Here is a 21692-nt window from a genome sequence, read left to right on the forward strand (position 1 = left end):
GGATTGAAAGTGTGTTACCTTCAGATATTCTGAAGCTTTATGTGCTCAGTCCTGTTGTTGTGATAACAAAAGCACAAGCTACTGATATCGACTAAACTAACAAGTAGTGACACCGGAGTATGATGGTGGTGGTTATACCATCGTCTAGGTTTACGTTTTCACGGCACATGATGGATAATGGCGGGGAGACAGAGAGACCCGACTCTTTATAATCTTTCAAGGAGCAAAGAATGCTTATTTTGACTCGTCGAGTTGGCGAAACCCTCATGATCGGCGATGAGGTAACGGTTACCGTATTAGGAGTGAAAGGCAACCAGGTGCGTATTGGTGTTAATGCGCCTAAAGAGGTTTCTGTCCACCGTGAAGAGATCTATCAGCGTATTCAGGCCGAAAAATCTCAACCTACGTCATATTGATTGACAATGCGTCTCGTGTTCGCGGGACGCAATTGTTATTTCCTGCTTTTCCCCCACACATTTATCGATGCATCTACTTTTACTACGCGCTTCTTGTCGCAAGGTAACCGACTGTTTTTCTGTCGATAAAACAGACTTTTTGTTGTGAAAATGCGCGTCTTGGACGCGAATTGTTCAAACGAACGCAAGGTGGGAAAAATTGTTTGACTTATAAGTCTGGGAAAGTAATATGTGCGCCACGCAGTACCGGTGAGCACTAACAAGAAGTACTTAGTAGCGAAACAGGTAATGTAAGGTGAGGTGGCCGAGAGGCTGAAGGCGCTCCCCTGCTAAGGGAGTATGCGGTCAAAAGCTGCATCGAGGGTTCGAATCCCTCCCTCACCGCCATTTAATATGCATCCGTAGCTCAGCTGGATAGAGTACTCGGCTACGAACCGAGCGGTCGGAGGTTCGAATCCTCCCGGATGCACCATTAAATACAGCCCTTGCAAGGCAATCAGTATTAGTGAAAGCAAGTTTTTTCGTAGATAAAGAATTAGTAATGCATCCGTAGCTCAGCTGGATAGAGTACTCGGCTACGAACCGAGCGGTCGGAGGTTCGAATCCTCCCGGATGCACCATTCTTAAGTATCTCATTTAATTGCTCACCCCATATTTCTGCACCACACTCTGCATCCGTAGCTCAGCTGGATAGAGTACTCGGCTACGAACCGAGCGGTCGGAGGTTCGAATCCTCCCGGATGCACCATATTTCACTGTAAATAAAATTCTGATCTTGTTCTTATAATGGACAGTGCTTTGTTCGTAAGTATAAGGCAAGAAGACGTTGTTTTAGTTACAGCGCCATAGAGCTAGGCAAGTCAGGCAATTCTCTCAGCTGCACCATCTTTGTTTTACCACCTGCTCTCTTTCATACTCGCTACAGCGACACAGTTCTCTGTTCTGCCAATGTCAGAACGATATTTTTTAAAGTGCGTCTGTGCATGCACTCTTATTTTCTTATCCTGCCTATATATTGAGAACGAACCTACGAATAAATGAAGGTTATCTTACTACTATAGTGGTAATAACCTGTTTTTTATAAGGTTATTGAGTAAGCGACAACGTTTTCACTTTACGATAAAGTAAGTTCTCTTTTCAGTGGTCATGGAGTCATGATGTACGATCGCTATCAAGGGCTGATCTTTGATATGGATGGCACTCTACTTGATACAGAGCCGACGCACCATAAAGCGTGGGATCTGGTTCTTGCCCGATATGGCATGAGTTATGATGCCAGTGCCATGACAGCATTGAACGGCTCGCCTACCTGGCGTATTGCTCAGCGTATTATCGACAGCCATCAGGCTGATATTAATGCTCACCAACTGGCTGCGGAAAAGACCGCCGTTGTTGAGGAAATGCTGCTTGATACGGTGAAACCACTACCGTTGATTGATGTTGTTAAACATTATCACGGGCGTCGTCCTATGGCGGTCGGCACGGGTAGCACGCATGGTATGGCTGACAGATTACTAACGCATTTGGGTCTGCATAACTACTTTGATGCGATCGTTGGGGCTGACGATGTCACGCAGCATAAGCCTTTCCCGGATACTTTCCTGCGTTGCGCAGCGTTGATTTCTGTCGCACCGGAACACTGTATCGTGTTTGAGGATGCAGACTACGGTGTTGAAGCTGCTAAGCGAGCCAACATGGCCGTGGTTGATGTCCGAACATTGTGAGTGAATTCTGGGCCGTTTTTTCTCTTTTCTGGAGTAGCTTGCTCAGTGCAACACTGTTGCCTGGCAGTTCGGAAGTTCTGCTGGTGACACTATTGCTGGCTGACAGTGCAAAACCCTACCTGTTGATCGCGGTAGCAACGGTAGGAAATACGCTGGGCGGGTTAACAAATATTTTTATAGGGCGCTTACTCCCTCAGCCAAAAAAACAAGCTGGGTATACGGTGGCCATGCGCTGGTTACAGCGCTATGGCTGCGCTGCGCTGTTATTTAGCTGGGTGCCGGTAGTAGGCGATTTATTGTGCGTGTTAGCGGGTTGGTTACGTATGCCCTGGGTGAAATCAGCGGTTTTTATCGGAATTGGAAAAGCGCTGCGATATATCGTATTGGCAGGTATAACGTTACAGGGTATGGCGTGGTGGTCTTAGCCAGATTGCAATGCAAACTGGTGAGTGCTGCTGAGTTTCAATTATGCTTACAACCATTACATTTTAACAACGGGAGGTCGATTTGATCCCGGATATTTCAGAAGCACTTTCTTGGCTGGAAAAACACCCATTGGCGGTGAAGGGTATTCAGCGTGGAATTGAACGCGAAACATTGCGCGTAACAGCAAACGGACATCTTGCTACGACAGGGCACCCTGAAATATTGGGCTCGGCGTTGGCACATCCGTGGATTACGACGGACTTTGCAGAAGCCCTGTTAGAGTTCATCACGCCCGTCGACAAAGATGTGGATCACCTGCTTACGTTTTTACGTGATATTCATCGTCACGTTTCTCGTAATCTGGGTGATGAACGTATGTGGCCATTGAGCATGCCGTGCTTTATCGACAGCGAGCAAAATATAGAGCTGGCGCAGTATGGCTCTTCGAATGTCGGGCGTTTCAAAACGCTTTACCGCGAAGGGCTGAAAAACCGCTACGGCGCATTGATGCAGACTATTTCCGGCGTGCATTATAACTTCTCTCTTCCTCTGTCATTCTGGCAGGCGCGAGAAGGCGTCGCTGATGCAGCAAGCGGGAAAAAAGCCATCTCTGCGGGATACTTTAGGCTGATTCGCAACTATTACCGCTTTGGCTGGGTGATCCCTTACCTGTTTGGTGCGTCTCCGGCGATCTGTTCTTCTTTCCTGAGAGGGCGAGAAACCGCACTGCCGTTTGAGCGTACGGAAAAAGGCATGCTCTATCTGCCCTATGCGACCTCTCTACGGCTCAGTGATTTAGGCTATACCAATAAATCACAGAGCAATCTGGGGATTACATTTAACGATCTGGATACCTATGTCGCTGCATTAAAACGTGCGATAAAAACGCCGTCTGAGGAATATGCTCAGGTTGGTATGAAGAAAGATGGTCATTATCTACAATTGAATACCAACGTCTTGCAGATTGAGAACGAGCTCTATGCGCCGATTCGTCCTAAGCGTGTGACGCGAGCGGGTGAAACGCCATCTGATGCTTTGCTGCGTGGCGGAATTGAATATATCGAAGTCCGTTCGCTGGATATCAATCCATTCTCTCCGACTGGGGTGAGTGAAAGTCAGGTTCGTTTCCTGGATTTATTCCTGATCTGGTGTGCGCTGGCTGATGCGCCGGAGATGAGTGCGGATGAGCTACTGTGTACGCGTAAAAACTGGAATCGAGTGATTCTGGAAGGGCGTAAACCAGGGCAAACGGTAGGTATGCGGTGTGAAACCATCCAACAACCGATTGCTGAGGTGGGGAAATCCTTGTTTGCGGATTTACGCCGCGTTGCGGAAGTGCTGGATGCGGAAAACGATCAACCACACTATCAGCAGGTATGCGATGAGCTACTTGTGGGTTTTGACGATCCAGAAACGACGTTCTCTGGTCGACTATTAACGTTGATGAAGCAAGAAGGCAATGGTAGCGTGGGGCTGAACTTAGCGGAAGAATATCGCAAAATGCTCAGTAGCGAGCCGTTGCAAGTGTTGACAGAAGAACAATTGGCCGCCGAGAGTGAGCGCTCTTGGCAGCGCCAGCGTCAGATTGAGTCTGAAGATACGATGGATTTTGACGACTATCTGGCGACGCATTAAAAAGAAAAGGCCACAGAAACTGTGGCCAAATAAACATCTCTAATAGGGATGATGATAATAAATGCGCGTCTTTCAGTAAGTCAGACTCGCATAAAAAGGAAAAGTTTCCCGGAAACGAGAAAAAATGAATTTTTCTATGAGGAGGTGGCATTATGCCGTTACTAGATAGCTTTACTGTTGACCACACTCGTATGGCTGCACCTGCCGTTCGGGTCGCTAAAACCATGAAAACCCCTCATGGCGACAATATTACTGTGTTTGATCTGCGTTTCTGTCGTCCAAACATCGAAGTCATGCCGGAGCGTGGAATTCATACGCTAGAACACCTGTTTGCTGGCTTTATGCGGGATCATTTAAACGGTGATGGCGTTGAGATTATCGATATTTCTCCGATGGGGTGTCGTACCGGTTTCTACATGAGCTTGATCGGCACACCGGATGAGCAACGCGTTGCTGATTCCTGGAAAGCAGCGATGTCGGACGTTCTGAAAGTGACTGATCAGCGTAAAATCCCTGAGCTGAACGAATTTCAGTGTGGCACCTATGAGATGCACTCATTGAAAGAAGCGCAAGAGATTGCTCAGCACATTGTGGATCACGATATTGGCATTAACCAAAACGACGATTTGGCACTGCCGAAAGATAAACTGGCTGAGCTACATATCTAGTTTATTGGGTATGAGCAAATAAAAAAGAGAGCCGAAAGTGGGCTCTCTTTTTTTGTATTCGTGAATATGTCAGACCGCGAGAAAGTGCTGTATAACCCGGCTGCCAAAGTAGGAAAGGGTCAGCATCAGTGCACCGATGAGGCTAAACCAGACGACGCGCCGACCCCGCCAGCCTTCATGGTAATGCCCCCAGAGCAACAGAATATAGATAAACCAGGCAAACAGGGAGAACACAGCCTTGTGCAGGTTCTCTTTGTTATCAATCAGGTTATCCATATAGAACAAGCCGGTACAAAGCGTCAGCGTAAGCAGGATGACGCCAATCTGCGTGATGTGAAACATCTTACGTTCAATGCTCATCAGCGGTGGCATGTCAGCGGCAAACCCTAGCTTTTTGTTCTTGAGCAGATAGTCAAGCCAGGCAAGCTGGAGCGCATAAAGTGCCGCAATCAGCAGAGTTGCATAGGAAAAAAGTGCCAGGCCGATATGGATCATTAAACCCGGTGACGCTTCCAGATGCGTAATAAATTCACTCGGCATGAAGCTAGCGAAAGCCAGATTGATTAGCGCAAAGGTGTAGACGATAGGGAGAATAAACCAGCCGCGATCGCGCGCAGCGACAATCGTCATAACGGTACAGATGATGAGGCTGACAAGCGAACCGATATTCAGCAGACTAAGGTTTTGACCTGCCTGCACATCGAAAATGCGTTGATAGAGCGCCACCGCATGGCAGATTAGCGCAGCGCTGGCCGAGAGTATTGCCAGCCGACGATATGCACTGTTCTTGCGTAGCAGACTGGGGATAATCAGTCCGAGGCTGAGTGTGTAGGCGACAAGCGCCACAATAGCGAAAACAGACATACAAATAGGTTATTAAATATCAACTAGGTAAAATAGAGAATCAGTATAGCGTTAGTCTCCGTGGGTACCAACAGTTCTCCATCAGCAGCGCTGAGATCGCTCCCGCTTTTGTGTATAATCTCTTCCATTCGTGTCGCGCTGGCGGCCTGTCTTACGTTGAGCATGAGATATGTTTGAAAATTTAACCGATCGACTCTCGCGCACATTGCGCAATATCAGCGGCCGTGGGCGGTTGACTGAAGAAAACATTAAAGAAACGCTGCGTGAAGTACGTATGGCATTGCTGGAAGCCGACGTCGCGTTACCTGTGGTACGTGATTTTATCAATCGCGTAAAAGAACGTGCTGTTGGGCATGAGGTCAACAAAAGCCTGACGCCGGGTCAAGAGTTCGTCAAAATTGTTAAAAACGAACTCGTCAGCGCCATGGGTGAAATCAACGCCGAACTGAACCTTGCCGCTCAGCCGCCAGCGGTTGTTCTGATGGCCGGTTTGCAAGGTGCCGGTAAAACGACCAGCGTGGGCAAGCTGGGTAAATTCCTGCGTGAAAAGCAGAAGAAAAAAGTGCTGGTGGTTTCTGCTGACGTCTATCGCCCTGCGGCGATTAAGCAGTTGGAAACGTTGGCACAGCAGGTGGGGGTTGATTTCTTCCCGTCCGATGCACAGGAGAAGCCACTTGCTATCGTGGAACGTGCGTTACAACACGCGAAGCTGAAATTCTACGATGTCCTGTTGGTCGATACCGCCGGTCGTCTCCATGTCGATGATGCGATGATGGACGAAATCAAACAGGTTCATGCGGCGATTAAGCCAGTTGAAACGCTGTTTGTGGTTGATGCCATGACGGGGCAGGATGCGGCGAATACGGCAAAAGCCTTTAATGAAGCGCTGTCGCTGACAGGTGTGATCCTCACCAAAATTGATGGTGATGCCCGCGGTGGTGCGGCGTTATCTATTCGCCATATTACTGGCAAACCGATTAAATTCCTCGGCGTTGGCGAAAAAACCGAAGCGTTGGAACCGTTCTACCCCGATCGCGTTGCATCACGCATTCTCGGTATGGGCGATGTGCTTTCTCTGATTGAAGATATTGAAAGCAAGGTTGATCGTACACAGGCAGAGAAGCTCGCGAAGAAGCTGAAGAAGGGGGATGGGTTTGATTTGACCGATTTCCTGGATCAGCTTAAGCAGATGCGCAATATGGGTGGCATGGCGAGCATGATGAGTAAAATGCCTGGCATGGGCCAACTGCCTGATAATGTTAAGTCACAAATGGATGACAAGGTTCTGGTACGTATGGAAGCGATCATTAATTCGATGACGATTCAAGAACGTGCTAAACCTGAGATTATCAAAGGTTCGCGTAAACGCCGTATCGCACAGGGCTCAGGCATGCAGGTGCAGGATGTGAACCGTCTTCTGAAACAATTTGATGATATGCAGCGAATGATGAAGAAGATGAAAAACGGCGGCCTGGCGAAAATGATGCGCGGTATGAAAGGGATGATGCCACCAGGATTCCCGGGGCGTTAACCACCGAAACCGATGGTGTAGAGAAACTCTTGGCGAGATTATACGCTTTAGATTGCTTTTTGCGCCAAAATGAGTAAAATTTTCGGGCTTTTTATATGACATACTGGGCTCCGTTCCTCGATGGGGCCCAGTTGTTTTATTCACTAAAGAGGATGTTATGGTAACAATTCGTTTGGCACGTGGCGGCGCTAAAAAACGCCCTTTCTATCAAGTAGTCGTGACCGACAGCCGCAATGCGCGTGATGGTCGTTTCATCGAGCGCGTAGGTTTCTTCAACCCAATCGCATCTGGTCAAGCAGAAGCCCTGCGTCTGGATCTGGACCGTATCGAGCATTGGCTTGGTCTGGGTGCAACTGTGTCTGATCGCGTATCTTCGCTGATCAAAGACGCTAAAAAAGCAGCATAATCTGTTGCGGTGGTGATCATGAGCAATCAACTCAGTCCAAAACCTCCCGTTAACCCGATTGTGATGGGGAAAATTGGGTCGGCGTATGGCATCCGAGGTTGGCTCAGAGTGTTTTCATCCACCGAAGATGCCGAGAGCATTTTTGATTATCAACCTTGGTTCATCCAGAGCAAAAGCGGTTGGCAGCTTGTCGAGATTGAAGGCTGGAAGTATCACAATCAGGATCTGATCATTAAAGTGAAAGGTGCTGATGACCGTGATGCGGCTAATTTACTGACTAATTGTGAAATTGTCGTAGATTCGTCACAACTGCCCGATCTGGGCGAAGGTGATTATTACTGGAAGGATCTTATTGGCTGTCAGGTCGTAACCGTAACCGGTTATGAGTTGGGTAAAATCATCGACATGATGGAAACCGGCTCAAACGATGTGATGGTGATAAAAGCCAACCTGAAAGATGCCTTCGGGGTCAAGGAGCGGCTGGTTCCGTTCCTCACCGAACAGGTTGTTAAGCGCGTCGACCTTTCTGCTCAAACTGTTGAAGTAGATTGGGATCCTGGTTTTTGAACTCTGAATCGACCAGTAGTACCCAGCGGAACGAGACTATGTGGATTGGGGTGATTAGCCTGTTTCCAGAGATGTTCCGGGCAATTACTGATTACGGAGTCACTGGCCGGGCAGTTAAAAATGGCCTGCTGAACGTACAGTATTGGAGTCCTCGTGACTTCACTTACGATCGGCATCGCACCGTGGACGACCGGCCTTATGGCGGCGGCCCCGGAATGCTGATGATGGTGCAGCCTTTACGGGATGCGATCCACGCAGCAAAAGCAGCGGCAGGCGAAGGCGCAAGAGTGATTTATTTGTCACCTCAGGGCCGTAAATTAGATCAGCAAGGCGTACGTCAACTCGCTACTAACCAGAAGATGATTCTGGTCTGTGGACGGTATGAGGGGATTGATGAGCGCGTAATTAAAACCGAAATCGATGAAGAATGGTCGATAGGTGATTACGTACTTAGTGGTGGGGAACTACCAGCGATGACCCTGATTGACTCAGTTGCCCGTTTTATACCGGGTGTTCTGGGGCATCAGGCTTCAGCAGAAGAAGATTCTTTTGCTGATGGATTGCTGGATTGTCCTCATTTTACACGCCCTGAAATACTGGAGGGCATGGATGTTCCGGCAGTATTACTGTCTGGCAACCATGCGGAAATACGTCGCTGGCGATTGAAGCAGTCGCTGGGCCGAACCTGGCTTAGAAGACCTGAACTTCTGAAAAGCCTAGCTCTGACTGACGAGCAAACAAGGTTGCTGGCTGAATTCCAACGTGAATATCAGTCTGAGCAACAAGAGTATTAGGTGGTTACGCCAGTCTACTGTGCGAACCCAACTATCAGTTTACCTAGGGTAAGAGACATATTATGAGCAACATTATTAAGCAAATCGAAGACGAACAAATGAAGCAGGACGTACCTGCATTTCGTCCGGGTGATACCGTAGAAGTGAAGGTATGGGTTGTTGAAGGCAGCAAAAAACGTCTGCAGGCATTCGAGGGCGTGGTTATCGCTATTCGTAACCGCGGTCTGCATTCTGCATTCACTGTTCGCAAAATTTCTAACGGCGAAGGCGTGGAGCGTGTATTCCAGACTCACTCTCCAGTTGTTGACAGCATTGCTGTTAAACGTCGTGGTGCCGTTCGTAAAGCCAAACTGTACTACCTGCGTGAGCGTACTGGTAAGTCTGCTCGTATTAAAGAGCGTCTTAACTAAGATAGCGCTTTCGCAACATCCGAAAGTTGTTATTTTTCAATAGCCTAGCGTAATAGCTAGGCTTTTTTTTATTTAAATGGCGGCAAAGTGGCGGCAGAGAAAAAGCAGTGGCGACAGATAGGCAAAAGAAAACCCGCTTTCGCGGGCTTTAGGTTGTTGTGTTAAATCCAGAGTGCTCCCTGATTTGACCGATCAGGATGTGGCGGGACGGGCTTAACATCGCCCGGCGTCATAATAATATCTGCTATGGTTTCCATTGATTTGAATGTGCAACCGCAGTTGATATTCTGGCACTGGTGATAACGTTCTTTTGTCTTGTTCGTAATGTAGCGACTGGATCTCGCGTGTGCTGCATTTTGGCAGAGTGGGCAATGCATCATTTCGTAAATCGCCTTATCGTCCTGTCTGGTTTATATTGCCAATCATATCACTTTATTCGATTTTTAAAATATTGATTTGAAAATGAATTACTGCTCACTTCCCTCATACTCAACATCAGACAGCAGCACTTCCAGCTCCAACGCGGTAACGTAACCCGAATTACTCAAACTGTGCGTCACTTTTGAGATTGTCCATTCCTGTTCGTCGATCACCTGTTTGAATCCGCTCACCTGAACAGGCGTTTCCGGGAACAGGTCAGCACGCCCCATTGCCAGCGTGATAGAGAACTCCGCCACACCACGTTGCAGTTTGTCCCACTTCGACTGTGCGGCACGCATGGCCTGTGCTTTGGTCGCAAAAACCGTGGTCAACGCCAGTACGTTCTCATCCGTGCCAACCAGATAATCCCCCTCGCGCGCTTCCGGCGCTTTGGTGGCTTTCTTCGCTTTCGGGTGGGTTTTCTGTGGACCCTGATGCAGCAAGACTTTGCGCTGCACTTTGACCTTTTTAGGTTTCTTCGGCTGTGGCTCTTTAGTATGCAGCCAGCTTGCCGTCACACCTGTATACGCGCCACGGTCAGCCAGGCTAAAACTGTGCCGATCGCCGTCGCTGCGTTCAATCATCTGCTGTGGGATAGGCTTGCCACTGGCCGTCTTCCCCGTTCCGGGGCGGATAAACAGCAAGCGTCCAGCTTTGATTGCTACAATTGCCCCGTTGCGCTCGGCCAGCCGGGTAATAAATACCGCGTCGGTTTCCTGCGTCTGGTCGATGTGCGGAATTTTTATCCCGGCAAAACCGTCGGCCAGCATCGGTGCAAGATTGTTACGCTTTGCCACCTGTTCAACAATCGCCCCCAGCGTGGTGTCGTGATAGGACAGCTCACGCCGCGAGTTCAGCGACCCGCGAAAATCGGCACTCCGCGCCCGGATGGTCAGCGTATCCGGCGTGCCACGGTGCTCTATTTCATCCACCGTAAAATCGCCTTTGCCGATCAGCGCTTCACCTTCCCAGCCCAAAAATACCGACAGCACCGCGCCCCGGCGGGGCAACTGCATCTGTCCGTCGCTGTCGTCCAGCTCGATGTCGAGCTGGTCGGCCTCAAAGCCCCGGTTATCGGTCAAACTGAGCGACAGCAGGCGCGGACTGATAACGGTCGTGATGTCCTGCTCATTCAGGCGCAACAGGTACGCCGGGGCGGTTTTACTGCCCGCACGAACATTCAGCGGGTTAATCATGCGAATAATCCCCCGATAGCGGATTGCGCCCGATTAGCCATTTCCCCGGCGCTGCCGATCAAGCCCTCCGCCTGCTGGCGTAAATCGCCCAGCATTGCAGACAGCGACGAGTCCACGCGGGTCAGCGTGATGGTGAACTCAATCCGCCGGGCGCGGCCATCAGGGAAAAAATTGGTTTTCGTCTGGCTGATACTGTTCACCACAAACACGCCGTAAATCGTGCCGCTGCCCTCAATCAGCGGCCATGCACGCCCCTGATCGGCCATCGTTTCCAGCATCAGCAGTGACAGCGTGCCGCCTGTGATTTCGGGCAGCAGTTCCCCCGACAGCGTGATTTTCTCTTCTTCAATGCCTAAGAACTGCAACGCCGGGCGCTGACCGACACGACTGTTTGACGGCCAGCGGTAATCAACGTTGCGCTGCATGTTCTGGTAAGGCAGGGTCTGGAGCTGGAACACAAACAGCCCTAATGTGAGCATCATCTTATTCGCCTCCCTGATAACTGTACTGACTGAATGCGCGTGACCGCGCAGCGCGTTCCCGCTGCTCAAGCTGGCGCGTAACTTCCTGCGCAATGCCTTTCTCACTCTGGCCGGGCTGGGCAACAATACTGATAGGGGCGTGAATACTGACCGGGGACGATGCGGCACTGGTCTGAACCGTCGGCGCTATCGGGCGATAGGCTGACATGTTCATCGTGGCCGATGCCATTGTGGCCGTATCCTGACGGCTGGTGACATTCGCTGAACTCGCCGCAATGTCCTGCGTACTCACACCGCTGTATCGGGCAGCAATGGCTTTTGCATCTTTACCCTGCGGAACCGGTGCAGTGCTGCCCCCTGCCTTTAGCGCGGCGGCCTCTTGTGGCGGGAGGATACTGTCAGCGGTCGGGAGTTTTTTCGATTTCTCATCAACTAGCCCCAGCTTTTCCAGCAGCCATGACACGCCTTTTTTCAACGACTCCAGCGGGTGCATGATGATATTCAGCCCGCTTGCCAGCGCTTCACCAAAGCGTTTCCCCATGCTGGCCGCGCTGTCCAGCTCGGCGGCAGTGGATTTGACCGGATTCAGCAGATCGCCGAACCAGCCAAACAGCGCCCGGATTTTGTCACCAATCCACGTAAAGACGGGTTGTAACGGCTCAAACGCCGCAATAATCGGCGCACTGGCCGCAACAAATCCCTCAACCACGCCGCCGATAAAGGCCTGAATCGGCTCCCAGTATTTCCAGATAAGCAGTGCGCCGCCAACCAGCGCCGCGACAGCCAGCCCGACGGGAGACAGCAGGACGCCTAACGCACTGCCAACCAGCGTAATGCCAGTGCGCAGCAGTGCCAGCGGTGAGGTAAACAGCCACATCAGCACCCGGCCAAAACCCGACATCGCGCCCCGGATAATGGTCAGCGGGTTACTGACCGCCCCGAATACCGAGGTCAGCGCAGAGGCTCCGGCACGTAGCAGCATCAGCGGCGACTTTGCCAGCCAGCCGATCATGCCGCCGAGGCGGTTTAATCCCATAGATAACTTGGGTAATCCCTTTCCACCGACCTTACCGAATCCGGCACTCAGTAAACCCGCTCCGCCAACTAATGCATTAATCCCGCTCATAACAGGCCACGCAACCAGCCCGATCCCGCCCAGCACCGTAATTAACGCCGTGGCGGCTCCGCCTACCATGACTATCTGCCGCGTCAGCTCCGGGTTAGCCTTGACCCATTCATTGACGCGGGTTAACCATTCCGTCGCGGCCTGCGTCAGTTTGCGCAGCGCGCCATCATCGTCATTGAACAGGTTAAAGCGCAGGCTGGACATCGCGCCCTGTAGCCGCCCGATATCCCCTTCGAGGTTATCGCGCAGGGTATCGCCCATGCGATCAGCCGCCCCGGACACGTCACCGAGCTTGTTTTCGGCTCCGGCCAGCGCGGCCAGAAATTTCGGTATCTGGTCAATCGACAGGTCTTCAATCGGCGTACCAAACAAAGCAATGGCCGCGTTTGCCCGTTCCGCCGGGTCTTTGATTTTCAGCAGCCCGTTGGCGGTTTTCTGCATCGCGGCGCGCGCTTTATCACCCCCGCTGGCGATGGCGGTAGACATTTTGGCGGCATTGAGTCCGGCGGCGTCATAGGCTTCAATGCTGGCTTTTGACATGTCCGACCCGCGAATGCTGAATTCCTTCACCGCGTCGCCCGTCTTGTCCAGTGCAAACTTGCCTTGCTGCGCCATTTCAACCAGCAGCGTCATCGCCTCCGATCCGCTGAATCCCATGTTGCGGAAGTGGGTCGAATACTCGTGCAGAATTTCCGGCAGTTCGCCGCGCATCTGTGCAGACACGCGCTGCATCCCGGACACCATCAAATCAAACGCCTCGTCGCTGTTTTTGGCGAGGCCGTTTTTCATCATGATGGCGGCTATCTGGATACTCTCGGTTGCGCCACCGCCGAGCGCCGTTTGTATGTCCAGCGCCTTACGCGATATGCGCGCCAGCTCGGTTTCTCCTACATCCCCCATCGCCCCTAACGTGCTACGCACGGCGGCCACCGCGTCCGCTATCTGAGTGAGATCGTTACTCACACCGGAGGCGTTAACCTCCTTGATAACGCGGGTGTACTGTTCGCCGTCGGCGGCATTCCCGCCCGTCTGCGCCGCAATGCGCGCCCCGTGTCCGTCAGCCTGCACCGACGGTGCAATCAGACGGCTTTCGGCATACAGCGCCGCTGAACCGAGGCCAAACGCCGCCGCGCTGGTATTACGCACCCCGGCGGTGATTTCTTTGCCTTTTTCATAACGCTGTCTGACCGCGTTCAGTTTTTCCTGTTGCTGACTGACGCGGGAAAGCGCGGCGCGCTGCTGGTCAAGCGTCGTTGTAGTTTGAGATATGTTGTTGCGTAATTTGCGCTCTGCGCCGGACAGGTTGCGCGTGCTGACGCCTGTCTGTTCTAGCTCGGTACGCTGGCGCTGTACCGACTGGCGCAGCGCCGCATACTCTGTTTTTAACGTAGCGGCCTGACGTTTCGCCCGCTCCAGCGCCTGCGCCTGCCGTTTGGTGGGATGCTCGCTATTGCGCAACTCTGCCGACAGCCCGGCGGCTTTCGCCTGAGCCTGCTGGAGTGCCGCACCTGTTTCGCTGAGCTGGCTTTTTGCCTTGCGGAAACCGTCGATACGCCCGGCCTGCGCGTTCAGGTCTTTGAGCTGGGTCTGTGAATCGCGGATATTGCCCGACAGCTTTTTACTTTCGGTTTGCACGGCCTTAAACGGGCGGGTCGCCCTGTCCACGGCTTTCAGCAAAACGCTTAACTGTAGAGTGTTACTCATTGTTATGGTGTCCGCTGCGTTTCAGCGCTTTGTCGCGCCACAGGATCAACTCGGTGAGGGTCATCGGGTACAGCTCGGATGGCGGCCAGTGAAAAATCACCGCGATATCCGCCATCAGCTCATCAACACTCAGGCTTCGGGGGAGGTTCCCTGTTGCGATTTCGGCGTCAAAAAACCGACCACCTTGCCAGCGATGGCAATCATATCCGGCAATTCCATGCGGGTGATGTCGGCCTCGGTCAGTGACGGCAGCGTCATGCGTGGCAGCACTTTAATCAGTGCGTCTACGTCCGACCCGGCCAGCGCCGCCAGACTGACGCCGCGCAGCGTTCCGGTAGTCGGTTTAATCAGGGTGATAGTGTCGATGACGGTTTCGCCGCGTTTAATCGGGATTTCCAGCGTTACAACGTTGTCGTCTTTGTTCATGATGTTGCCTCTGTGTTCAGATAAAAAATAGAAAGAAGACGGCCAGCGCCGGGCTGGCCAGACAGGGTTACGCCAGACCAATCGCCCGGCGGTGTTGCTCCAGACGGTCAACGCCGACCACACGCTCAATCATGTTGATGGTGTCAATCTCGATCATTTCCTTGCCGTCGATGGTCAGCTTGTAGTACGTGCATTGGGTCGAAATCTTGGTTTCGGTATCTTCACCTTCTTTGCTTTCGCCGCCGTCGATCTCCTTATGACGGCCGCGCATCACCACTTCCACGGCAGAAATTTCCCCGGTGTCGTCGCGTTGATACGACCCATTAAAACGCAGCAGTACCGCATCAATGCCCGGTGCGGCGTACTGGCTCCACAGGGTTTCGTCTGCAAAACCGCCCATCGTCCATTCCATCGACAGCGCGTCATCATCCAGACCAAAGTCAATGGGTGCGCTGCCGCTCATGCCGCCGCCGCGATAGTTCTCCAGCTTGCGCGTGAGTTTCGGCAGCGTGACGGCAGTCGCTACGCCCATGTAACTCATGCCGTCATTGAACAGGTTCATCATTTTCAGTTTGCGAGGCAGTGCCATAGCGCGTTAGCTCCTTAGCTGTTGACCGACGCGGCCAGATTCACCAGATATTTATCGGTGATGCGCTGGCGCAGGGTGAGATTTTCCAGAGGCGGAACAGGGGTATAGTCGTAATCGATATACAGTTTCCCGGCCTTGAGGGTGTCTTTATCGTTGGCGGTTTCATCGAACCAGCAATCGGCGTCAATGATGTAGCCGCCCGTTTTCAGCTCACGGAATTTGGCCTTGATACCTTCGATAATGTCTTTGATAAGCGTCGGGGTAACGGGCTTGTCCACCGCCCACAGGTGCGCTTCGGCCATCGTGTCGGCCAGCACCTGCGCGGTGCGGGTGTAGCTCTCAAACAGGAACAGCGGATCGTCAGAACAGGTGCGGTTACCCCAAAATCGAAAGCCGTCTTTACGAACCAGCGTGGTGATGCCTGCCTGATTCAGCAAATCCGCATCGGTGCCGGGTGCCTGCAAATCCCAATACACCGACGCGCTGATACCTGTCACGCCGTTCACGCCGACGTTAGACAGGGTTTTATGCCATCCGGTTTCTTGGTCGATTTTGGCGCGCAGCCCTAACGCGCGGGCGGTGGCATATGCCGTGGTACTGGCGTTGGCCGTGGTGTCCCACGCGATAAAATCCGGCCAGATCACCATCAATTCCCGCTGGCTGAAATTCTCGCGGTAGTTGATGGCGTCCGACAGGGTTTTGCAGCCCCACGCGCTGACGTAACCAAAGGCACGCAGCGACTGACAGACCGACGCTAACGCGGTGGCAACGGGTAACGAATCCAGCCCCGGCGCACCGAGAATGCGCGGTTTTACGCCCGTGACGGTCAGCGCATCTAACAACGCTTTCATACCGGTGTATTTGCCGTTTTCGTCACTGCCGCCGATCACGTTGCTGATGGTTTCGGCCTCGTCTTTGCCCTCAGCCACGCGCACCACAACGGTAACGGGCTTGGACTGGTCGGCGATAGCTAACAGGGCAGCGGCCAGCGTGCCTTTTTTCCCGGCCTTGCCGACGGCGGACAGCACGTTGGTAATCAGTACCGGGGTATTGAGGGGAAAGGTGGCCGCGTCGGCATCGGATGCGGTACACACCATGCCGATAATGGCCGTGGAAACAGTGGAAATAACGCGCGTGCCGTCGTTAATCTCGACGACCTGCACGCCGTGGTGAAAATCACTCATAAATTCAGACTCCAGCTAATAGCACGATTGCTGCATTAGGAGCGGCTATTGTCTGGCGGGTCGCAGGCGTGGGCGAGTCATGCTGGTAGGGTGGAGGCTGGCACAACACCGGGGCGGAAAACAGGCATGAAAAAAGCCCACCGTTGGCGGACGGTGGGCTTGCTTTCCCCGGCGTATCATTATTATTTTAAAACCAATCACATAATGACATTCGACGTGGTTATTTTATAAACGTTTATACAGATCAATTATGCATTATTGATCGGCTGTAGCGATCAATTCGCCACCCGGTGCCAACGGCCAGTCGATATCTGGCGCTGTAGATACGTCCACTTTCGTGAGGGCATAACGATACTTTTGCCAGTCGGATAAGATGAGTTTATCGCGTTCATCAATATAACCGCCGTCTAATGCGTCTTTCAGGGGGGCGATCATTTCTGTCGCGTGTGCTAACAACGCCGTTTTTTGGTTTGCCGCCATGCTGGCTAATGCTGCTTTGGTGATTGAGGGGGCGTTAATCCAGACCGGACGCCCTTTTTTCGCCCCCAGCATTTTCCCAGCCGGAGGAACTTGCCGCCAGTATGTGCGCGTTTCAACTGGCGTCAGCGTGACTGTATCGGCGGGCAATGTCCCTGCCGCTGCATATTCATCCTGCCATGCTGTCTGGTAAAAACCGTTGGTTGTCGGTGAATAGAGAATCATCATTACCTCATTACTGGCCGATGGCAAAAATCAGCGGATAGGCCAGACCCTGCGTACCCGTCCCGAACCATTGTGGAAACACTTTTATATTGGTGTTTGTCCATTGTGATACCTGAAAAATCTGGTCACTCTGAATCGTGTCATTTCCTTTTGTAAACACCCCGGCAAACAGACATTTTGAGGGAAAGACGACAGGGAACGATATTGCTGGATATTCGGTTCTTTCGTCACTGCAAATCGGCCCCGTCATCCACTGAATGATTAAGCCGCCCGGCTTATCTGGAATGCGCACGTAATCCGCTTCTGTTAACGTCCGGGTACCCAATAAACTCAGCAATGCCGATAGGCTCTGGTCGGTTTCTGCTTTCGTGTACGCGCCGACATCGGCGGCTGTCGGCTTGAATCCGGTATGATAGAGCTTGACCGGATCTAACCATTTACCATTATTTTGTTTATACAATGAAAAATCATACGCGGGGGACGTCATATCCTCTTCAACCAGTGCAAATCCGTAGTATTCATGATCAAAGAAATCTTCACCGTTTGCATTCCCTCCACGATGGCGTACCGAGATGTGACAACGCCAGCGTCCGTTCCCGCTCATTTCTCTCACGCTGCCCATTGACTGCGAACGGGTTAGATATTCCAGATAATCAGGGAATGAAGCGGGCTTATAGGATGTACCCACATTCTGAACGGCACCTTTTATTGTCCCTGCGCCCCCGTTCCCCTGTGATAATGGCAGTGTGAGGCCGATATGTTCACGAAACAGTGGTTTATCGGGAATGTCCGCGCCGTTCTGGTCTTTTGCCAGCTTTCCAGCCAGCGCATTCAATACCGTGGTGGAGAAATTCGGATCATTACCCAACGCATTCGCCAGCTCTTGCAGCGTATCAAGCGCCGCAGGGGAACCGTTCACCAGTGCGGCTACCGCTGCTTTGACAAAAGCCGTGGTCGCTATCTGCGTATCGTTTGCCGCTGCCCCGGCGGTGGGGGCTGTCGGCGTTCCGGTCAGCACCGGGCTGACTTTGGGCGCATACTGCGTGTGCGGATCAGCCGCTGACGCATGGGCATTGAGCTTATTGGCGGCGTCCGCTTTCGCCTCTGCAATCGCATTCAGGATGGTTGCTGAGAAAGCCGGATCGTTACCCAGCGCCGCCGCCAACTCTTGCAACGTATCCAGCGCCCCCGGCGACCCGTTAACCAATGCGGCAATAGCCGCTTTCACAAAGGCCGTGGTTGCCAACTGAGTGTCATTCGATGCCTGCGTAGCCGTGGGCGCGGTGGGCTTGCCTGTCAGTGCCGGGCTAGCCTTTGGCGCATACTGCGGGTGTGGATCAGCGGCGGCAAGATGTAGCCGCATCACGTTGTCAGCGTAGGCTTTCACCTCGATTACGGCGTTATCGACATAGCTCCGCGTTGCCAGCACCACAGCCGGGTCGATTTTCAGTGTCACGGCGTCGGTACTGCTGACAATCAAAATCATGCGCACGGTCTGAATGCGGCCGCTTCCCTGCTGCAATAGCGGCTTGTACGTTTCCGGGCAATTGGCGACCGCAATCAGATTGCCGTCGTCATCAAACAGGCCAACCTCACGCACCCACCAACCACCCTCATTTTCGGGGATTACCTGCTCGGCGATAATCTGGCTGGGGTTTTTCGGGTCAACACTCAGGGTATTCAACGCCGCCCGGCGCTGTTCGTTAATCAGCGCCGTTTGTGCCGGGTTCGGTGTCGGCAAGACGCCGCCGCCGTCACCGACGGCCATTTGGGTAATGTTCAGGCGGCTACCCAGCGCGGTCGCGTTAGCCAGTTTGGCCGCGCCGATGTTCGTTAACAGGGCAAAATAGGTTGCACTCATGCGGTTACGCTCACGTTGTCGATTAAATGAAGTGCTGCCCCGGTCACATCCAGACCGGACACAGTAATTGTTTCAGGAAAATAGGGGTAAACGGTCAGCGCGTCGCCGTCATAAGACAGGGCGGCTACATAGGCCGCGCCCTGTGTGTCTAGGTTGATATTTAGCCCCAGCAGGTGCCGCGAGGCGGGCTTAGCGTCGGCAATCAGCCGCTCCAGCTCGTAAAACGTTTCCTCGGTAATGCCGCTATCCTGCACGCCAATATCCAGGCGAAACGTGCCTGGCTCTCCGCCGTTCTGAAACCATTCACTGATACGGATCAGATAACCAAACGGCTCCACCACACGCCGCAGCGCACCAATCGTGCCTTTGTGACGGTGGATAAAGAACGCATCGCGGATCACCTGACGTTTCACGCTCTCCGGCCATGCCTCATCCCAGCGGTCAACGGAAAACGCCCACGCCAGATACGGCAGCAGGTTAGGCGGGCAGGTGTCCGGGTTCCACAGCAGACGCAGGGGAACGGGTACGCGGGTAATCTCGGCACAGGCGGTGGCGGCGGCCACTTCCAGCGCAGACGACCCGACAGGCAGCAGGCGGGTATCACTCATCGGCACCGCCCACACCCAGCCGATAGCCGGAACAATAGGACGCCTGCGCGTCAGTCAGCACGATATCGTCGGCGGGTGTCGTCAGCTCGACCCGTTGCACGCCCTCGACGTGCAGCGCAGCGTAAATCGCCGAGCGACGAATATCCCGCCCTAATCGGTGCTGCGCACTGATATAGGTTTTTAATTTCTGCTCGGCCGCAGCGCGAACAGGCTCTTTTTCCGGTCCCGAATACAGATACAGCGTGGCGTCAATCTCATACGGAACAATCACAGCAGACTGTACCGTGACCCGGTCAGCTACCGGGCGCACGTCTTCGCCGTTCAGGGCGGCGGCCACGATGGCGACCAGCTCCGTGCTGGCGCTGCCGTCTCCCTCGCGTGACAGTACCGACACCGTCACGCTGGCCGGGCTGGGGCTGATAACTGACACATCCGCCACACGCCCGTCGGCGCTGCGTCCGTGGTACTGATAGGCACCGACCGACCCGGCAACGCTCAAGCCCTCAAACGACTGTTGAATGCGCAGGCGGAAATCGCTGTCGGATTCCATCAGGGCAGGCGTGGGCGGCAGGGTCGAATTGTCTGCCGGATTAATCACCAGACGGGACACGCTGAAATTTGCGCCGAGCTGGTCGAGGTCATCACCCTGCGCAAACGCCACCATCACGGCGCGTGCCGCTTCATTGACGCGCTGGCGCCACAGTAATTCACGGTAGGCGTTTTCCTGTAGCAGCTTGACGATCGGATCGGATTCCAGCGACAGCGTGCGTGCGACAGCGGCGCGCTGGTCTTCCGGGTAGAGCGACAGCAGCATGGCTTTGCGCTCGGTGTAAATCGCCTCGTAGTCCAGTTCTTCCACCACGGCAGGCGCGGGAAGCTGGCTTAAATCAATCATCGCCATTGGTCAGCTCACAGAAACAGAAAGGAAAAAGGCGTTGCTGTCAGCCAGCGCGCCTGTGATATCAACGTACAACTGACCGTCGAATGCGCTGGTCAGGTTGATGGCCGTCAGCGTGATGCGTGGTTCCCAGCGCAGCAGCGCCATGTAACACGCTGCCATGACCTGCAATTTCACTGCGGGGTTTTGTGGCTGGTCGATCAGCGCCGACAGCAGCGAACCGTAATCACGGCGCATCACCCGCGACCCGATGGGCGTGATGAGAATATCGCGCACGCTCTGGCGAATGTGCTCAAGGTCGCCGAGCGTCTGACCGCTGTCACGGCTCATGCCGAGGTAACGCGCGGTCATAGTGGTGCACCCGTTATGCCGCCGCTGTCGCCGGGGTGTTTGTGGGTGTGCAACACTTTGCCATTGGACGACAGCGACCCGCCGGAATGCTCTATGTTGCCGCTCATTGTGCCGCCTTGTTTCACCTCCAGCGTTCCGGTAATCAGCTTGTTGGTGCAGACCACTTCCGGCGTGTCTAACGTGATGCGCGTGGAGGCGTTCACGGTGACCAGCGGCGCGGTGGCAGTAATGGATTCAGAGGCGGTGATATCGGCGGTTTTAATCCCGCTGACGGTCAGCGCCCCGGTTGCGGGTTCGTACTCAATAATCGCACCGTCGGGAAAGCTGATATGTAACGCATCGGCAGACGCCGACGGCGCGGGGTTGTTATCGGAATAGATGCCGGGCAGCACAAAGGCGGTGTCCAGTTCGCCGCCGATGGACAGGATCAACACCTGTTCACCAATGGACGGTGCCCACCAGTCGCGTGAACGTCCGGCACGGCGCGTCAGCCAGTTCAACCAGCCCGTAGTCATTTCTCCGGTTTGTACCCGGCACAGGGCATCCGCTATGTTGACGTGGGTCACGACGCCGACACGGATCATATTGCGCAGTAAGCGCTGGAGTTCAGTCAGGGTAGCTTGTGTTTTCATTACTTCATGGTGGATACTTTGAACGACTCACACAAACTTTTGGCGTTGTTCCATGATTAGAACAACAGGACG

General features: G+C 53.3%; 25 protein-coding genes and 4 tRNA genes. 14 read left to right on the forward strand and 15 right to left on the reverse strand.

The window, feature by feature from the left end; genetic code table 11:
• The first annotated feature begins 230 nt into the window (after positions 1 to 230).
• From csrA to luxS, 9 genes are all read left to right on the forward strand, one after another.
• Positions 231 to 416 (forward strand): carbon storage regulator CsrA, encoded by a 186-nt coding sequence (gene csrA / locus CLR69_RS21535; protein ID WP_005972168.1) that lies wholly within the window; start codon positions 231 to 233, stop codon positions 414 to 416.
• A 294-nt stretch (positions 417 to 710) separates the two neighbouring features.
• Positions 711 to 803, forward strand: a tRNA-Ser gene (locus tag CLR69_RS21540).
• An 8-nt stretch (positions 804 to 811) separates the two neighbouring features.
• Positions 812 to 888 (forward strand) — tRNA-Arg (locus CLR69_RS21545).
• Positions 889 to 959: 71 nt separating this feature from the next.
• Positions 960 to 1036 (forward strand) — tRNA-Arg (locus tag CLR69_RS21550).
• A gap of 51 nt (positions 1037 to 1087) precedes the next feature.
• Positions 1088 to 1164, forward strand: a tRNA-Arg gene (locus tag CLR69_RS21555).
• A gap of 409 nt (positions 1165 to 1573) precedes the next feature.
• Entirely contained in the window at positions 1574 to 2140 is a 567-nt protein-coding gene (gene yqaB / locus CLR69_RS21560; protein WP_131535227.1) for a fructose-1-phosphate/6-phosphogluconate phosphatase, read from the forward strand.
• Positions 2137 to 2565, forward strand: a complete 429-nt coding sequence (locus CLR69_RS21565) for a YqaA family protein (protein ID WP_129709883.1) — start codon at positions 2137 to 2139, stop codon at positions 2563 to 2565. Before yqaB ends, CLR69_RS21565 begins: the two co-directional genes overlap by 4 nt.
• Positions 2566 to 2647: 82 nt before the next feature.
• Positions 2648 to 4201, forward strand: coding sequence for a glutamate--cysteine ligase (gshA, locus tag CLR69_RS21570; RefSeq protein WP_131535181.1), 1554 nt, complete (start codon positions 2648 to 2650; stop codon positions 4199 to 4201).
• A 152-nt stretch (positions 4202 to 4353) separates the two neighbouring features.
• A complete protein-coding gene (gene luxS, locus CLR69_RS21575; protein WP_129709879.1) occupies positions 4354 to 4869 on the forward strand; it encodes an S-ribosylhomocysteine lyase in 516 nt (171 codons plus the stop codon).
• Positions 4870 to 4938: 69 nt separating this feature from the next.
• Here luxS and CLR69_RS21580 read toward each other — a convergent pair whose 3' ends face one another.
• Positions 4939 to 5733, reverse strand: coding sequence for a cytochrome C assembly family protein (locus CLR69_RS21580; RefSeq protein ID WP_129709877.1), 795 nt, complete (start codon positions 5731 to 5733; stop codon positions 4939 to 4941).
• A 169-nt stretch (positions 5734 to 5902) separates the two neighbouring features.
• Between CLR69_RS21580 and ffh the strand changes: the two genes are divergently transcribed.
• From ffh to rplS, 5 genes are all read left to right on the forward strand, one after another.
• Complete coding sequence (gene ffh, locus CLR69_RS21585) at positions 5903 to 7264, forward strand: signal recognition particle protein (protein WP_131535182.1); 1362 nt, start codon at positions 5903 to 5905, stop codon at positions 7262 to 7264.
• A gap of 157 nt (positions 7265 to 7421) precedes the next feature.
• Positions 7422 to 7670 carry a 30S ribosomal protein S16 gene (rpsP, locus tag CLR69_RS21590; protein WP_010285998.1) on the forward strand — a complete coding sequence of 83 codons (249 nt, stop codon included), beginning with the start codon at positions 7422 to 7424 and terminating at the stop codon, positions 7668 to 7670.
• Between the two features lie 18 nt (positions 7671 to 7688).
• The gene (gene rimM / locus CLR69_RS21595) at positions 7689 to 8237 is read left to right on the forward strand and encodes a ribosome maturation factor RimM (protein WP_010285997.1); all 549 of its coding nucleotides are present in this window, start codon (positions 7689 to 7691) and stop codon (positions 8235 to 8237) included.
• 38 nt (positions 8238 to 8275) lie between these two features.
• Entirely contained in the window at positions 8276 to 9031 is a 756-nt protein-coding gene (trmD, locus tag CLR69_RS21600; protein ID WP_039350655.1) for a tRNA (guanosine(37)-N1)-methyltransferase TrmD, read from the forward strand.
• A 62-nt stretch (positions 9032 to 9093) separates the two neighbouring features.
• Complete coding sequence (gene rplS, locus CLR69_RS21605; protein WP_010285987.1) at positions 9094 to 9441, forward strand: 50S ribosomal protein L19; 348 nt, start codon at positions 9094 to 9096, stop codon at positions 9439 to 9441.
• Positions 9442 to 9602: 161 nt separating this feature from the next.
• Here the strand turns inward: rplS and CLR69_RS21610 are convergent, their stop codons facing one another.
• From CLR69_RS21610 to CLR69_RS21675, 14 genes are all read right to left on the reverse strand, one after another.
• Positions 9603 to 9821 (reverse strand): DNA-binding transcriptional regulator, encoded by a 219-nt coding sequence (locus CLR69_RS21610; protein ID WP_015841360.1) that lies wholly within the window; start codon positions 9819 to 9821, stop codon positions 9603 to 9605.
• 87 nt (positions 9822 to 9908) lie between these two features.
• Positions 9909 to 11057: a phage late control D family protein gene (locus tag CLR69_RS21615; protein WP_131535183.1), complete on the reverse strand. Its 1149-nt coding sequence runs from the start codon at positions 11055 to 11057 to the stop codon at positions 9909 to 9911.
• Positions 11054 to 11539 (reverse strand): phage tail protein, encoded by a 486-nt coding sequence (locus CLR69_RS21620; RefSeq protein WP_131535184.1) that lies wholly within the window; start codon positions 11537 to 11539, stop codon positions 11054 to 11056. The genes CLR69_RS21615 and CLR69_RS21620 overlap by 4 nt, the downstream gene beginning before the upstream one ends.
• A 1-nt stretch (position 11540) precedes the next feature.
• Positions 11541 to 14369, reverse strand: coding sequence for a phage tail tape measure protein (locus tag CLR69_RS21625; protein ID WP_131535185.1), 2829 nt, complete (start codon positions 14367 to 14369; stop codon positions 11541 to 11543).
• Complete coding sequence (locus tag CLR69_RS21630) at positions 14362 to 14484, reverse strand: GpE family phage tail protein (RefSeq protein ID WP_010310409.1); 123 nt, start codon at positions 14482 to 14484, stop codon at positions 14362 to 14364. The genes CLR69_RS21625 and CLR69_RS21630 overlap by 8 nt, the downstream gene beginning before the upstream one ends.
• Before the next feature lie 14 nt (positions 14485 to 14498).
• Positions 14499 to 14795 carry a phage tail assembly protein gene (locus tag CLR69_RS21635; RefSeq protein ID WP_131535186.1) on the reverse strand — a complete coding sequence of 99 codons (297 nt, stop codon included), beginning with the start codon at positions 14793 to 14795 and terminating at the stop codon, positions 14499 to 14501.
• Positions 14796 to 14862: 67 nt separating this feature from the next.
• The gene (locus tag CLR69_RS21640; protein WP_131535187.1) at positions 14863 to 15384 is read right to left on the reverse strand and encodes a phage major tail tube protein; all 522 of its coding nucleotides are present in this window, start codon (positions 15382 to 15384) and stop codon (positions 14863 to 14865) included.
• Positions 15385 to 15398: 14 nt separating this feature from the next.
• On the reverse strand, positions 15399 to 16568 hold the full coding sequence (locus tag CLR69_RS21645; protein ID WP_131535188.1) for a phage tail sheath protein: 1170 nt from the start codon (positions 16566 to 16568) through the stop codon (positions 15399 to 15401).
• A gap of 255 nt (positions 16569 to 16823) precedes the next feature.
• Positions 16824 to 17273 (reverse strand): tail fiber assembly protein, encoded by a 450-nt coding sequence (locus CLR69_RS21650; RefSeq protein WP_131535189.1) that lies wholly within the window; start codon positions 17271 to 17273, stop codon positions 16824 to 16826.
• A 7-nt stretch (positions 17274 to 17280) separates the two neighbouring features.
• Positions 17281 to 19131: a phage tail protein gene (locus tag CLR69_RS23035; RefSeq protein ID WP_131535190.1), complete on the reverse strand. Its 1851-nt coding sequence runs from the start codon at positions 19129 to 19131 to the stop codon at positions 17281 to 17283.
• Positions 19128 to 19739: a phage tail protein I gene (locus CLR69_RS21660; RefSeq protein WP_131535191.1), complete on the reverse strand. Its 612-nt coding sequence runs from the start codon at positions 19737 to 19739 to the stop codon at positions 19128 to 19130. Before CLR69_RS21660 ends, CLR69_RS23035 begins: the two co-directional genes overlap by 4 nt.
• Positions 19732 to 20640: a baseplate assembly protein gene (locus CLR69_RS21665; RefSeq protein WP_131535192.1), complete on the reverse strand. Its 909-nt coding sequence runs from the start codon at positions 20638 to 20640 to the stop codon at positions 19732 to 19734. The genes CLR69_RS21660 and CLR69_RS21665 overlap by 8 nt, the downstream gene beginning before the upstream one ends.
• Positions 20641 to 20643: 3 nt before the next feature.
• Positions 20644 to 20988, reverse strand: coding sequence for a GPW/gp25 family protein (locus CLR69_RS21670; protein ID WP_131535193.1), 345 nt, complete (start codon positions 20986 to 20988; stop codon positions 20644 to 20646).
• Positions 20985 to 21620: a phage baseplate assembly protein V gene (locus tag CLR69_RS21675; RefSeq protein WP_131535194.1), complete on the reverse strand. Its 636-nt coding sequence runs from the start codon at positions 21618 to 21620 to the stop codon at positions 20985 to 20987. The genes CLR69_RS21670 and CLR69_RS21675 overlap by 4 nt, the downstream gene beginning before the upstream one ends.
• Positions 21621 to 21692 lie beyond the last annotated feature (72 nt).

Origin of the sequence: Pectobacterium zantedeschiae (assembly GCF_004137795.1) — a bacterium.
Lineage (GTDB): Bacteria > Pseudomonadota > Gammaproteobacteria > Enterobacterales > Enterobacteriaceae > Pectobacterium > Pectobacterium zantedeschiae.